13 protein-coding genes are annotated in these 14,077 nt (G+C 52.9%); 7 read left to right on the top strand and 6 right to left on the bottom strand.

Going from position 1 to position 14,077, the window contains the following annotated elements; genetic code table 11:
- Window positions 1–94: 94 nt before the first annotated feature.
- Window positions 95–1,330 carry a multifunctional CCA addition/repair protein gene (locus tag KGP26_RS24520; protein WP_179253954.1) on the top strand — a complete coding sequence of 412 codons (1,236 nt, stop codon included), beginning with the start codon at window positions 95–97 and terminating at the stop codon, window positions 1,328–1,330.
- A gap of 28 nt (window positions 1,331–1,358) precedes the next feature.
- On the opposite strand, the gene lldD is transcribed toward KGP26_RS24520, so the two are convergent.
- From lldD to lldP, 3 genes are read right to left on the bottom strand one after another with little or no spacing between them, the layout of a single operon-like run.
- Entirely contained in the window at window positions 1,359–2,498 is a 1,140-nt protein-coding gene (lldD, locus tag KGP26_RS24525) for an FMN-dependent L-lactate dehydrogenase LldD (protein ID WP_223664690.1), read from the bottom strand.
- Between the two features lie 17 nt (window positions 2,499–2,515).
- Window positions 2,516–3,298 carry a transcriptional regulator LldR gene (gene lldR / locus KGP26_RS24530; RefSeq protein WP_115159747.1) on the bottom strand — a complete coding sequence of 261 codons (783 nt, stop codon included), beginning with the start codon at window positions 3,296–3,298 and terminating at the stop codon, window positions 2,516–2,518.
- Window positions 3,295–4,950, bottom strand: coding sequence for an L-lactate permease (lldP, locus tag KGP26_RS24535; protein ID WP_115159748.1), 1,656 nt, complete (start codon window positions 4,948–4,950; stop codon window positions 3,295–3,297). Before lldP ends, lldR begins: the two co-directional genes overlap by 4 nt.
- 331 nt (window positions 4,951–5,281) lie before the next feature.
- Between lldP and KGP26_RS24540 the strand changes: the two genes are divergently transcribed.
- Window positions 5,282–5,431, top strand: a complete 150-nt coding sequence (locus KGP26_RS24540) for a type II toxin-antitoxin system CcdA family antitoxin (RefSeq protein WP_371822721.1) — start codon at window positions 5,282–5,284, stop codon at window positions 5,429–5,431.
- Window positions 5,432–5,596: 165 nt separating this feature from the next.
- Here KGP26_RS24540 and bacA read toward each other — a convergent pair whose 3' ends face one another.
- Complete coding sequence (gene bacA / locus KGP26_RS24545; protein ID WP_021179489.1) at window positions 5,597–6,424, bottom strand: undecaprenyl-diphosphate phosphatase; 828 nt, start codon at window positions 6,422–6,424, stop codon at window positions 5,597–5,599.
- A gap of 140 nt (window positions 6,425–6,564) precedes the next feature.
- Window positions 6,565–6,924 carry a bifunctional dihydroneopterin aldolase/7,8-dihydroneopterin epimerase gene (gene folB, locus KGP26_RS24550; RefSeq protein ID WP_021806879.1) on the bottom strand — a complete coding sequence of 120 codons (360 nt, stop codon included), beginning with the start codon at window positions 6,922–6,924 and terminating at the stop codon, window positions 6,565–6,567.
- Between the two features lie 107 nt (window positions 6,925–7,031).
- Here folB and plsY point away from each other — a divergent pair, with 107 nt between their 5' ends.
- Window positions 7,032–7,670 carry a glycerol-3-phosphate 1-O-acyltransferase PlsY gene (plsY, locus tag KGP26_RS24555; protein ID WP_024528268.1) on the top strand — a complete coding sequence of 213 codons (639 nt, stop codon included), beginning with the start codon at window positions 7,032–7,034 and terminating at the stop codon, window positions 7,668–7,670.
- Between the two features lie 187 nt (window positions 7,671–7,857).
- Here plsY and KGP26_RS24560 read toward each other — a convergent pair whose 3' ends face one another.
- The gene (locus KGP26_RS24560) at window positions 7,858–8,790 is read right to left on the bottom strand and encodes a transcriptional regulator (RefSeq protein ID WP_223664691.1); all 933 of its coding nucleotides are present in this window, start codon (window positions 8,788–8,790) and stop codon (window positions 7,858–7,860) included.
- A 724-nt stretch (window positions 8,791–9,514) separates the two neighbouring features.
- Here KGP26_RS24560 and KGP26_RS24565 point away from each other — a divergent pair.
- From KGP26_RS24565 to KGP26_RS24580, 4 genes are all read left to right on the top strand, one after another.
- The gene (locus KGP26_RS24565) at window positions 9,515–9,895 is read left to right on the top strand and encodes a helix-turn-helix domain-containing protein (protein WP_223664692.1); all 381 of its coding nucleotides are present in this window, start codon (window positions 9,515–9,517) and stop codon (window positions 9,893–9,895) included.
- A gap of 119 nt (window positions 9,896–10,014) precedes the next feature.
- The gene (locus KGP26_RS24570; RefSeq protein WP_059201047.1) at window positions 10,015–10,560 is read left to right on the top strand and encodes a fimbrial protein; all 546 of its coding nucleotides are present in this window, start codon (window positions 10,015–10,017) and stop codon (window positions 10,558–10,560) included.
- 58 nt (window positions 10,561–10,618) lie between these two features.
- A complete protein-coding gene (locus tag KGP26_RS24575) occupies window positions 10,619–11,320 on the top strand; it encodes a molecular chaperone (protein ID WP_059201862.1) in 702 nt (233 codons plus the stop codon).
- Window positions 11,321–11,395: 75 nt separating this feature from the next.
- Window positions 11,396–14,050: a fimbria/pilus outer membrane usher protein gene (locus tag KGP26_RS24580; RefSeq protein WP_371824924.1), complete on the top strand. Its 2,655-nt coding sequence runs from the start codon at window positions 11,396–11,398 to the stop codon at window positions 14,048–14,050.
- The last annotated feature ends 27 nt before the right edge of the window (window positions 14,051–14,077 follow it).

The raw sequence follows: 14,077 nt of genomic DNA on the forward strand, positions 1-14,077 counted from the left end.
GTTTAAGCGCCTTCGGGCGCTTTTTTATTGCCTGACGCATCCGTTGCCCAATTGATGTAATCTGATCAAACGAGCTATTGATAGGAGTTAAACCGTGAAAATTTACCTGGTCGGCGGTGCCGTCCGTGACACCCTGCTTAACTTACCGGTAGTGGATCACGACTGGGTGGTGGTCGGCGCAACGCCTGCCGACCTATTGGCTCTTGGCTATCAGCAGGTGGGTAAAGACTTCCCGGTATTCCTCAACCCGCAAACTCATGAGGAGTATGCGCTGGCCCGCACCGAGCGCAAATCCGGCCAGGGTTACACCGGATTTACCTGCTACGCCGCCCCGGACGTGACGCTGGAAGAGGATCTGCTGCGGCGCGATCTCACCATCAACGCCATGGCGCGGGGTGATGATGGAGTACTGGTTGACCCCTATAACGGCAAGGCCGATCTCGACGCCCGCCTGTTACGCCATGTCTCCGACGCTTTTGGCGAAGATCCGCTGCGAGTGTTACGCGTGGCGCGTTTTGCCGCCCGCTTTGCCTCCCTGGGTTTTACCGTCGCCCCTGAAACCAGCGCGCTGATGCAGCAGATGGCCGAAAGCGGTGAACTGGCCACCCTGACGGCGGAGCGCGTGTGGAAAGAGACCGAGAAGGCATTACAGAGCCAGAGCCCGCAGGTGTATTTCCAGGTGCTTCGCGACTGCGGAGCGTTGAAAGTGTTGTTCCCGGAAATCGACGCCCTGTTTGGCGTGCCAGCCCCAGAGAAATGGCACCCGGAAATTGATACTGGCGTACACACGCTGATGACGCTGGCGATTGCCACCCAGCTCAGCCCCGAGGTAGATATCCGCTTCTCCGCGCTGTGCCACGATCTCGGGAAAGGCATCACGCCGCAAGAACTCTGGCCACACCACTATGGCCATGGCCCTGCGGGCGTCAGGCTGGTAGAGAAGCTTTGCCAACGGCTGCGTGTTCCTAATCCAGTACGTGAGCTGGCGAAGCTGGTAGCGGAGTACCACGACCTGATCCACACGGCCAATAAACTGCGGCCAGAAACGCTGTTAAAACTGTTTGATGCCATCGACGTGTGGCGTAAACCGCAGCGGCTGGAGCAGATGATCCTCACCAGCGAAGCCGATGCCCGCGGGCGTACCGGTTTTGAAAACAACCCTTATCCGCAGGGCGATTACCTGCGCCAGGCCTATCAGGTCGCCAACGCGGTTTCGGTCAAAGAGGTGGTGGAAAGTGGCCTGCAAGGGCTGGCGATCCGCGACGAGGTCAAACGCCGCCGTCAGCAGGCGTTGGCGGACTGGAAGAAACAGCAAGAACCTCAGCCTTAGGTAAAACGGGCGCAGCATGCGCCCCTACCTACCCCTCCAGCACCAACGAATCACGGCTGATTTCAGCGACACTTTTCGCCCCCGTGAGCGTCATCGCTACACACATCTCTTTTTTGATCAATGCGAGCAGATTTTCCACCCCAGCCTGGCCTGCTGTCGCCAGCGCATAGAGATAAGCACGCCCAAGCAACACGCTGTCCGCCCCAAGCGCGATCATGCGCACCACGTCTAATCCGCTACGTATCCCGCTGTCTGCCAGGATGGTGATATCCCCTTTCACCGCATCGGCAATCATCGGCAACGCACGAGCAGAAGAGAGTACCCCATCCAGTTGGCGACCACCGTGGTTGGAAACCACAATCCCGTCAGCACCAAAACGCACGGCATCACGCGCATCGTCGGCGTCGAGAATGCCCTTTATCACCATCGGCCCCTGCCAGAAATCACGGATCCATTCCAAATCACTCCATGAAATCGAAGGGTCAAAGTTGGCCCCCAGCCACCCGATATAATCTGCTAATCCGGTGGGCTTTCCGAGGTAAGCGGAAATATTGCCCAGATCGTGCGGGCGCCCATTCAGGCCAACATCCCACGCCCAGGCAGGATGGGTAACGGCTTGCCAATAGCGCCGCTGGGCGGCATAGGGGCCACTCATTGCCGAATGTGCATCGCGGTAACGGGCGCCTGGTGTCGGCATATCCACGGTGAAGACCAAGGTGGTACAGCCCGCGGCTTTCGCCCGCTCCAAGGCATTACGCATAAATCCACGATCCTTCAACACATACAGCTGGAACCACATGGGCCGCTTGATGGCCGGCGCCACCTCTTCGATTGGGCACACCGATACGGTGGAAAGCGTAAACGGAATGCCTTGTTGTTCTGCGGCGCGCGCGGCCTGCACCTCCCCACGGCGGGCATACATGCCACATAACCCTACCGGGCCAAGGACAACAGGCATGGCCAAAGTTTCGTTAAACAGTTTGGTTTCCAGGCTGAGCGCCGACATGTTCTTAAGAACACGCTGCCTCAATGCGACCTGAGCCAGATCTTCCACGTTACGCCGTAAAGTGTGTTCGGCATAAGCGCCGCCATCAATGTAGTGAAACAGAAACGGCGGCAGTTTACGTTGTGCCGCAGCGCGATAATCCGTGGCTGCTGAGATAATCATCAAACGATCTCCCTTTGTTACGGTGAATTGTCATCAGGAAGGCGGGTTATACGCGCCTGCCTGGCCTCATCTTCATGCAGATTTTTAATGGTGGAATGCACGAATCCCAGGTGAGATTTGGCCGCTTTACCCGCCCGTTCAGGATCGCCAGCCAGGATCGCCAGCAGCAGTTCCTCGTGCTGTTCAGTCAGCCGGGTGAAAATCGTCGGCTGGGTGTACATACGCTGGCGGCTATGCATGACGGAGGAGCGCATTAAATCGAAAAAGCCGCGCATGGTTTGCAGCAACACCACGTTGTGTGAAGCCTCGGCAATCGCCAAATGGAAGCGCACATCCGCCTGAGCGGCAAGTTCAGGATGATCGCTCTCCTGAAGCGCTAACATGGCGTCAAAGCAAGCCTGTAGCTTCTCTTTGTCTGCGGCGGTGGCGCGCATTGCCGCGTGCCAGGCGGTGCTGGCCTCAATGGCATGGCGAGCTTCCAGAATGTCATAGCGATAGTCAGGATCGTCGGCAACCAAGGTTCTCAGCGGTTCCACGATGCATTGCTCCGACCAGGGGGAAAGCTCGTCGCAGACATAGGTTCCGCCGCCACGTCGGCTGATAAGCGTTTTTTCACCAATCAGCTTTTGAATTGCCTCACGTAGAGAGGAACGCGAGACACCCAACTCGTTGGCCAACTGGCGCTCGGCGGGCAAACGCATCCCCATTTCCAGTTGGCGTTCACGGATCATCACCTTGATACGCTCAACCAAACGATCGGCCGAGCGGAGTGGATCAGTAGGTTGAAGATTTACCGTCATGGGATCATCCAGGTCAGCCAGTAAGCCTGAAGCGTAGTAATAACTCCCACCATACAGGTGAAGATCAGGCTGTGTTTTACCGTAAAGCGGAACAGGTCAGACTCTTTCCCCACCAACCCCACGGCGGCACAGGCAATCGCGATAGACTGTGGTGAAATCATTTTGCCTGTGACTCCGCCGGTGGTGTTAGCCGCAACCAACAGCACATCCGAAACGCCGATCTGCTGGGCGGTGGTGGCTTGCAGAGCGGCGAACAACGCATTGGACGAAGTGTCTGAGCCGGTCAGGAACACGCCCAACCAGCCAAGGAACGGTGAGAAAAAGGTGAACGCGCTGCCGGTATGTGCCAATGCCAGTGCCAAGGTTGCCGACAGACCGGAATAGTTGGAAATAAAGGCAAAGGCTAACACCATGCCAATGGAATAGATGGGCAACATCAACGCCTTTAGCGTTTCAGCCAGCGTGGTGAGCGCATCTTTGGGCTTCATGCGCAAATAAATCACAGAGACGATCGCAGCAACCATAATGGCGGTGCCGGTGGCAGAGAACCAGTCAAGTTTGAAAACGGCGACATAAGGCGTGATATTTGCCACCACCGGCGGCATTTTGGCCACCAACTTATCCAGAAAAGGCACCGGAATAGAGAACACCCACTCGTACAGCGCACCACCTTGCGCGAACAGCGCTTTAAACGGCGGGATGCTCCACAGGGTGACCGTAGCGGTCAGGAAAATAAACGGCATCCAGGCGCGAATTATCTGCCCTAAAGCATAGTGCTGCTGCACCAGCGTTTGGTCGGCGACGGCCCCCTCGGCATTATCAAAGCGGAACAGGCGTTTTGGCTGCCAAACGCGCAGAAACAGCGTCAGGCATACCAGTGAAACCAGCGAGGAGATGATGTCTGGCAACTCTGGCCCAAGAAAGTTGGAGCTGAGATACTGCGCCAAGGCAAAGCTTCCCCCCGCCACAACCACCGCAGGCCAGGTTTCTTTAATGCCGCGCCAACCGTCCATAATCGCCATGATCCAGAACAGCACGATAATCGTCAGGAACGGCAATTGGCGCCCTACCATCTGCCCGATTGCAAAGCTGTCCAACCCGGTCACCTGGCCCGCAACGATAATCGGGATACCCATAGCGCCGAAAGCCACCGGTGCAGTGTTGACGATCAGGCAAAGCCCTGCGGCATACAACGGATTGAATCCCAGCCCAACCAACAAGGCGGCGGTAATGGCTACCGGTGCGCCAAACCCGGCGGCACCTTCCAAAAAGGCACCAAAACAGAAGCCAACGATCAGCATCTGTAAACGTTGGTCGGGGGTGATAGAGAGAATGGAAGAGCGGATGATGTCAAACTGCCCGGTTTTCACCGAAATCTGGTAGACAAATACTGCGGCAATAATGATCCAGGCTATCGGCCACAGCCCATAGAAAAAACCATAAACCACCGCAGCGAGCGCTCGATCGATGGGCATCCGGTAGAGGAATAACGCCACCAGCAAAGCTATACCAACGGTTAACGTTGCTGCAATATGCCCCTTGAGCTTCAGTTTAATCAACGCCAAGAAAAAAAACGCAATGGGCAGCGCCGCGACCGCACTTGATAGCCAGATATTACCAATGGGATCATAAACTTGTTGCCAGACTTCCATGTAGATAACTCCCGCGATTATTTACATACTCCTCCGCTTAATGGGTCGTACTAACAGGGCGAAGTCATATGATTGATAACCGATAGTTAACTTACTGTTAAAAACATGCAATGTGTCTGTTTGGGTTTTTGCCGTTTATGTGCCAGAGGTTCACATTTTTCCGGCATTGGTCGGACCAAAAGTGGGGAGAAGGGGTGCTAAATGAGCAAGATTAAGCAGCACCATTATTTGGGGACCCCTCGCGCTATCGCCTTTTTAAATATGTGTATGATGTGGTGCAGACAACAGCAGGAGTACATACATGACAGTAAATAATAGACTTATTAACAATATGGGTATTAACCTTAACGCCAGCTTTGCTGCCAAACTACATAATCACGCAACGAAAAAATGGCAGGAAGAAAACAAGGGAACTCTCGAGGCATTAAATCGTTTTCATGATGAACACGGCTGTTTCAGCGATGAGTACAGAACGTTTTAACAATGCAATTCACCGTCTACTGCAAAAACGGCAATAGATTTCCTCATTGATGGAATTTGAAGCCACTGGTAGCGACCAATCGAATGCGCCAACACAAGTAATATGAACATAGTGGGCCAAGAGCCCACTATTGGAGAGGACAAAACGTTCGAGCTGGTGCCAGGATTAATGAATAAACACCATGTAGACCGCCGCCGCGACGATAAAACGGTAGATGGCGAAAGGCACAAACGAGATACGCTTGATCAACTGCAGGAAGGTCTTGATGGCGATTAGCGCTACCACAAACGCGGTAGCGAAACCGACGGCAAACATCGGCAGGTCACTGAGCGTCAGGAAGTGCAGGCTCTTGTACAGATCCAGGCCGCTGGCCCCGATCATCATTGGCACTGCCAGAATAAAGGAGAACTCCGAGGCCGCAAAACGGCTCACGCCCACCAGCATGCCCCCCGAAATGGTAGAGCCGGAACGGGAAAAACCAGGCCACAGCGCCAGACACTGGAAGCAACCGATCAAAAAGGCCTGCCGATAGGTAATATCATCCAGCCCGACCGCGCTTGGTTTTTTCGGTTTCAGCCATTCGGCGGCCAACAGCAACAGGCCCCCGACCACTAACGCATACATCACGTTTTTCGGTTCAAATAGCGATTTGATCATATCGTGGAGCAGCAACCCCAGCGCTACCGCCGGGATCATCGCCAGCAGGATATGGCCCAACTTCAATTGCCCTGCCGTCTGCCCTTCATGAGGAACAGGTTTGCCACCAAAGTGAATGCCGATCAGGCCAAACAGACGGCGCCAGAACACCACTACCACCGCCAGGATCGAACCCAGTTGGATAATAACTTCGAAGGTTTTCGCCTTATCGCCGGTAAAACCCAGTAACTCACCAACGATAATCATGTGCCCGGTAGAAGAAACCGGCAGGAACTCTGTCAGCCCTTCGACTACCCCAAGCACGAATGCCACAAACAACGAATGCATGTCCGCCATCAGACCACTACCCCATTTCAAATTTAACGCTATTAAAGGTACGAGCACAAAAAAGCGGCAGTGTTCAATACCTTGCCGCTTAAACAATTCTAGTTACAGACCAGCATATCGGTCTTTAGTTGCATATTGGTGACAACTTGTCAGGCTGGGCGCTGACCGCGTTCGATGATCACCCCAACCCGGCTGGCGTGCGCGACTGCACCCGGCTTGCTGACCTTAATACGGACCCAGGGAGATTTAAAGCGCCGTAGCAAAATTTCGGATACCTCCTCTGCGACACGCTCCACCAGCGCAAAACGATTGGGCTGCACATGCTGGATGACCGCATCGCTGATATCGGCATAGCTTAGGCAATCATTCACATCATCGCTGGCGGCCGCCTGGCGGTTGTCCCACGCCATTTCGATATCGAACACCAGCTTTTGCGCAATGGTTTGTTCCCAATCATAAACGCCAATGGTGGTGATCACGGTAAGCTCTTCAATAAATACGATATCCATCACGTCATTCTCAGTTTTTGGCCTTGCCGGATACCACTTCCGACGGAATATGCGTATTATCCATAGATGTTGCGAGTAAAACGACCATTATTAGACGGAACCGCGTTATGAGTGCTACCGCGCTTGGCATGATTATCTTCGCGTATCTGTGTGGCTCAATTTCCAGCGCGATCCTGGTTTGCCGGATCGCCAGGCTACCGGATCCGCGTGAACATGGATCGGGAAATCCAGGGGCGACTAACGTCCTGCGTATCGGCGGCCGCCTGGCGGCGGCTACGGTGTTGGTGTTCGATATACTAAAAGGGATGCTGCCAGTCTGGTTGGCCTATGCGTTCAACGTCCCACCGCTGTATCTGGGCCTGACGGCAATCGCCGCCTGTCTTGGGCATATCTACCCGGTGTTCTTCCACTTCCGTGGGGGCAAGGGCGTGGCGACGGCGTTCGGTGCCATTGCGCCGATCGGCTGGGATCTCACCGGCCTGATGACCGGCACCTGGCTGTTGACCGTGCTACTGAGCGGCTATTCCTCGCTCGGGGCGATCGTCAGCGCACTGATTGCACCGTTCTACGTCTGGTGGTTCAAACCGCAGTTTACCTTCCCGGTAGCGATGCTCTCCTGCCTGATCCTAATGCGCCATCACGACAATATCCAACGCCTATGGCGCGGCCAGGAAGGGAAGATCTGGGGTAAGTTCCGCAAGAAGAAAGACGGTGCTGTGGAGCAAGAAGAAAAACCGGAAGAGTGATCAACAAGGCTGGAAACGTCAGCCTTCTGAAACGCTCAAGCCGCTGAAACATATTTTCTCCATGTTTTGAAGGGGCACACAGGGCCGTAAGCCGCGCCTTTGGCTGGTGCCGCGATGACGGATCCCGCGTCCCCCTGCCGCACTGACGCCCCTAACCAAATTTTGCCATCTCGTTTGCAACGGAAACTTAGGGATTATGATCAAGAGTAAGCCTAGAGTTTGGAGCATTCCCTCTCGTTGATCGGTCTGAATTCATTGACTGTATTGAATTCGAAGCAACAGTAAAGCGAGTGGAACAATCAATATCGCCATCAGAAGCCGTTCTGCAAAAGAAGAAGCGGATATTCTCGCTTCTTGGTGCTCGGGTAATATATAAGAATTCACCAGAGTTGCACTTCAGATTTCTGTCTGCCATGAAGCGTTTAATTTCATCAGGATTAATACTCTTATCCCCCCGATCTACATAAACAGAGCATTGATCTAACTCAGCAATTTTATCATGCGTATCATAAAAAAGGACGCTTTCTGCCGGACCAATGGTCAACAGGCTGGCAAGCATTATGAAACATGCAGCAGGCAAGAAGAAACGGATCCCCGTATTTTCTTTAAGATAACTAATCCAGGAACGCTGACTTACATTTTTCACTACTCTTTCATCGTCAGATACCCTTTCTACCGGCACGTCGCTGTTAATCGTGGTAGCTTCAGGTTTCACATCCCGGTTAACGGGAAGCTCTTCAGCGGCAATATTAGGCTCACTCTTAGCATGTGTATTCTCGTCTTCTTCAAGCAACTGAATCTTGCCAGTGAACTTTACCCCAACTTTAGGAATAGTCTTGATCGCCGAAATGATAACTCCCGCCTCTCTCATACCTCTTCTGAGTAACAAGATGTTTTGGTAAAGAGTATTCACAGTGACGTATTGGCCGTGTTTTTCCCAAACTTCAGCAAGAAGAGTCTCTTGACGTACGACATCCCCAGGATTTTGCAGCAATAACAGCAAACAGCGGTTAACAGGGGTATTCAAGATCGTTTCCTTGCCCCGTCTGCCAAGGGGGGTTAACCGATGCTCATCAGGTGTATACAAGACCGTGTCATTGATTACATATTTATTTTTCATTTTCAATCACCTGGAAGTTATCGCCACAAGAAAATGCATACGCTTACCATGAAGTATAATACTTCACATAAGAATTTCCCGACGAAAAAACAACTTTGATTTCAATCAGTTAAAACACATTTCTTATCTATCAGTTTATGAGATTAATTTATCTAAAGAACACCCCAAAAACGCATAAAAAACCACCGTAATAAATTGAAAAATAGAGTCTTTTTTCTTAATAAGAACAATTAAAATGACTTCATTAAGAATATTCTCTCGATTCGGTTACTATTTTTCCATCAACAGGACGGGATGATTAAGTTAAGTCTATTCATCACGTTGTAGCAAATAGTGATAATTCATCATCACTGTGTTGATAAATTTAGCCAATGGCGCCAGATAAATCCTAGCCCTAGCGGCCTGGATTTATCATTATGATATATATCAGTTATTTTTCATAAAATAGATTTTTATACTTTAAAATAACTATATAAAGTTTTTTTGACTGATAAAATTTCCGGAGTAATGACCAACCACAATCGCTAGAGTTGATGGACTTGCATGGTTGAAAAATCCAGGTAATGCACTTACTGCGGAATTTAATTCTGTAATGAGGATCAAAGTGACATCAACCTTACTCGTAACCAATAGGTTGCCATGAACATAATCGCTTCTATAATACGTGACTCAAGGGAGGCTTGTTATTTTGAGATACAACCGCGAAATAATGAACCAAGTGTATATGGAAAATAGACTTTATGGATTTCTGCTTAATGATAATGTTCTCTTTAACATTGCGACTCGCAGGCTCGTGCATTACTCCGAAGAGCTTTCCGAGCACAACATGTCTTTTAAAGTGGTCTCTTTAAACGAGACTCAATCACGACTGTTAACATGTTTACTAATGAATCGCACCAGCGCTGTTATCTATAAAGATGACATTATGAAAAGCGTTTGGGACGAATTCAACCTGTCATCGTCTAATCAACGACTGTGGCAAACGGTAAACGAATTAAGAAAGAAACTGTCGTTCATCGGCCTCCCCGATGATTTTATTGAAAATATCCATGGCATGGGTTACGCCGTAAATAACTCAAAAATTGGATCACTACATATTACATAAATTCTGTTCTGTTAATGACAGAACGAAATCAACATACCTATTTAGATATAGGTATATAACCACGCCATTCCAATGGATATTAGAATGGTTTAACAAAACTAAGGTAAGTAGGAATATATATGAAAAAGTTAGCAATCGTTGCATCCCTGGTCGCAGCATTCGGTTCTCTGGGTATGGCTCAAGCAGCCTCTACCGGTACCATCACCTTTAACGGTGAACTGACCGCTACTACCTGTGACGTTGTTGTTGACGGCCAGGCTGCTGACGCGACCGTGACTCTGCCAACTGTAGGTACCAACCAGTTGCAGGCCGCTACCCGCACAGCTGGTGACACTGGCTTCGTGATGGCGCTGAACAACTGCTCTGGCACCCTGCAGACCGCTTCCGCGTTCTTCGAAGCAGGTTCTTCTGTTGATCAGGTAACTGGCCGCCTGAAAAACATGACCGGTGGTGCTACCAACGTCAGCCTGCAGCTGCTGGACGGCTCAAGCGCGTCTCCGGCAGTGATCCAGGCGGGTAACCAGAACCAGGTAACCAACACCACTTATAAAGATATTTCCAGCGGCAGTGCAAGCCTGCCATACATCGTGCGTTACTACGCTGAAGCACCAACCACAGCCGGTACCGTAGTGAGCAACGTTGTTTATTCTATCCAGTACCAGTAATGGACTGCGGGAGGGGGGATTTCCCCCTCCCAACTCGTCTGACCGTTTGGAGTTAATCATGAAGTTTCTCACACACACGACACACCAGATTTGTACGTTGGCAGCCCTGGCGCTGTTCAGTACCCATGCGCTGGCCAGTGTAGTGATCAGCGGTACCCGCGTGATTTACCCGTCGGATGCAAAGGAAGTCAGCGTCAAAATCAGCAACGTGGGCCCTTCACCGGTGCTGCTGCAAAGCTGGATCGACAGTGGCGATGCCAATGCCAAACCATCAGCCATCAAGGTGCCCTTCGTCCTGACCCCGCCGATGAACCGAGTCGAGGCCGGCAAGGGCCAGACGCTGCGTATCAGCTACTCCGGCGGTGCATTACCGATGGATAAAGAGTCGGTGTTCTGGTTGAACGTGCTGGAAGTGCCGGCCAAGAGTCAGGCCAAAACCGCTGAAAACAAGCTGCAAATGGCGTTCCGTACCCGTATCAAGCTGTTCTATCGTCCGGCCGGCCTGGAAGGTAATGCCAACGATGCCGCCAAGGCGGTCACCTGGAGTACTCAGGGGAACAAGGTCCAGGCCAACAACCCGACGCCGTTCTATGCCTCGCTGGTCAATCTGTCCATCAACGGCAAGAAACTCGACAGTGCGATGATCGCCCCACGAAGCACCATGACGCTGGAATTACCGGGCCAGGCTGGAAGCAAAATCAGCGGAACTTATGTGAACGACTACGGTGCCGTACTGCCCTTCGATGCAGTTGTGAAATAAGCACCTACTACGTCCCACCACATTAATTATCGTCTTCACCATTATTCAGGAAATACGTTCTTGAAAGGATCTCTTATGTCTAAATCTTTGCAATCAGATCTCCAGAGTCGGCTTTCTCCTCTGGCGATGGCCATGTTATCGACCTTTTTTGTTGGCGGCGTCCAGGCGGAAAGCGCCCCCTCCGCGCCACAAGAGATCGCAAAGAACCTGGAGTTTGATCCGTCTTTCCTGAATGTTGATGATGAAAAGTCGGTTGACCTCAGCCGCTTTGCCAATGGCTCATCGGCCCTGCCCGGCGTCTACAAAACGGCGGTGTATGTCAACGAACAGTTGGTCAGCAATATCGATATCGAGTTCAAGGCGCGTGCGGATAAAACCGTGTACCCCTGCCTGACCAGCGAGCTGATTAAGAGTATTGCGTTCAATTACGAAAAATTACCCTCGGACTTTTTAAGCCAGCAACAAGCAGGCGAGCAGTGTCTCGATCTTCAGCAAAAAATTCCTGAAGCTCAGATTAATTACGACAGTAATGAACAGCGTCTAGATATCGTCATTCCTCAGGTCTACATGCTGAATACTGCCCGGGGTACTGTCAGCCCGGAGCTGTGGGACAGCGGTATTGCTTCCGCACAGCTGGGCTATAACATCAATGGCTATACCAGCGATTCACACGGTGAAACCTTCAACTCGCTGTTCGCCGGGGTGAATGCCGGGCTGAACGTCGGGGCCTGGTATTTGCGACATAACGGCTCCTATACCCGGATGGACAACGGGCCGAACCAGTACAGCAACATCAACACCTACCTGCAGCGCGATATCCCCGCGCTCAAGGCCCGTGTCTTGATGGGGCAGTCAAACACCACCGGCCAGCTTTTCGATACGCTGCCATTTACCGGTATCCAACTGGCCACCGACGAGCGGATGTTGCCCGAATCCCTGCGCGGTTATGCGCCGGAGATCCGCGGCATTGCCCGTACCAATGCCCGTGTCACCGTGCGCCAGAGCGGTCAGGTGCTGTATGAAACCACGGTCACCCCGGGAGAGTTCCTGATCAATGATCTCTACCCGACCGGCTACGGTGGCGATCTGGAGGTGAGCGTACGGGAATCCGACGGCACCGAGCAGACTTTCAGCGTGCCCTATGCGTCGGTGGCTCAGTTACTGCGCCCAGGTGCATCGCGCTATTCTATCACCGCGGGTGAAGTCCGCAGCGACAACCTGCGCGAAAAACCGGCGCTGTACCAGGCGACCTACCAACTTGGGCTGACTAATGCCATCACCGGCTACGGCGGCCTGCAGCTCAGCCAGGATTACTACGCACTGCAACTGGGGGCGGCGGTGGGCACGCCGATTGGGGCACTGGCGTTTGATGCCACCCAGGCACGTACCCATCTGCAAAACGGCACCGATGAAAATGGCCGCCACCAGTCCGGCAACAGCCTGAGTGGCCAGAGCTATCAGGTTAGCTACAGCAAACTGATCAGCGAAACCAACAGTAACCTGTCGCTGGCAGCTTACCGCTTCTCGACCGATGGCTACATGGATTTCATGACGGCGATGCAAACCCGTGACGCCGTGGCGCAGGGTTTTTCTCCCGACTCGATCTGGCGGGCCAAGAACCGCCTGACGCTGACCGCCGGTCAGGGGTTGCCCGACAACTGGGGACAGTTGTATGTCAGTGGCTCCTTGCAAAACTACTGGAACAAGGACGGCAGCGAGAAGCAGTACCAGGTGGGCTACAACAACCGTTACAAGAGCCTGTCCTACGGGATCAGCGCCAACCGGACCTTCTCCAGCCTGGGGACTTCGCAGACCAACTACCTGCTGAGCTTCAGCCTGCCGCTGGGTCGGAATGACCAGACCCACACGCCACAGTTGCGCATGGACCTGTCCCATGACAGCACCGGGCGGTATGGCCAGCAGGCAACCGTCTCCGGTTCCGCCGGGGTGGATAACCAGTACAGCTACGGCGTGACGGCGATGAATGCCAACCAGGGTATGGGCACCAGCGGCTCGTTGAGTGGCAACTACCGCAGTCCGGTGACAGCACTGAGCGGCACCTACAGTACCGGCAAAGGCTACCAGAGTGCGTCCGCCGGCCTGAACGGCACGGTCATTGCGCACTCTGGCGGCGTGACCTTTACCCCCTATACCTCGGACACCTTTGCCCTGGTCGAGGCCAAAGGGGCCGAAGGGGCCAGCGTGTCGTCATACCCCGGGGTGAAGATCGACTCACGCGGCTACGCGGTGGTGCCGTACCTGAACCCGTACCAGATGAACGACATCACCATTGATCCGAAAGGCACCGCGTCCGATGTGGAGCTGGACAACACCAGCCAGAAAGTGGCGCCGTACTCCGGTGCCGTGGTAAAGGTGAAATACGCCACCAAACATGGCACCCCTATTCTCGTCAACGCCACCTACCAGGGTGAGCCGGTGCCGTTTGGGGCCGATATCTTTGACAGCAAGGGGAACAGCGTGGGTTCCGTCGGCCAGGGTGGGCAACTGTATGCCCGCGTGGCTGAAGACCGGGGGCAACTGCGTGTGAAATGGGGGGAAGGCAGCGAGATGCAATGCGCCGTCAGCTATGTCCTGATGCCGGTAGCCAAAGGGCAGAAGCAATCGCAGATTCAACAGTTTAACTCAGCTTGTTCACCGAATGACGCTCCGGTGCCGGGAAACAAAATACTGGCCAACGCAGGTCTGAGCACACCCGCAGGCGAAAGTTAAACAAACCTGGCATGAGCCACTATAATT

Source organism: Serratia sp. JSRIV002 (assembly GCF_019968725.1).
Classification (GTDB): domain Bacteria; phylum Pseudomonadota; class Gammaproteobacteria; order Enterobacterales; family Enterobacteriaceae; genus Chania; species Chania fonticola_B.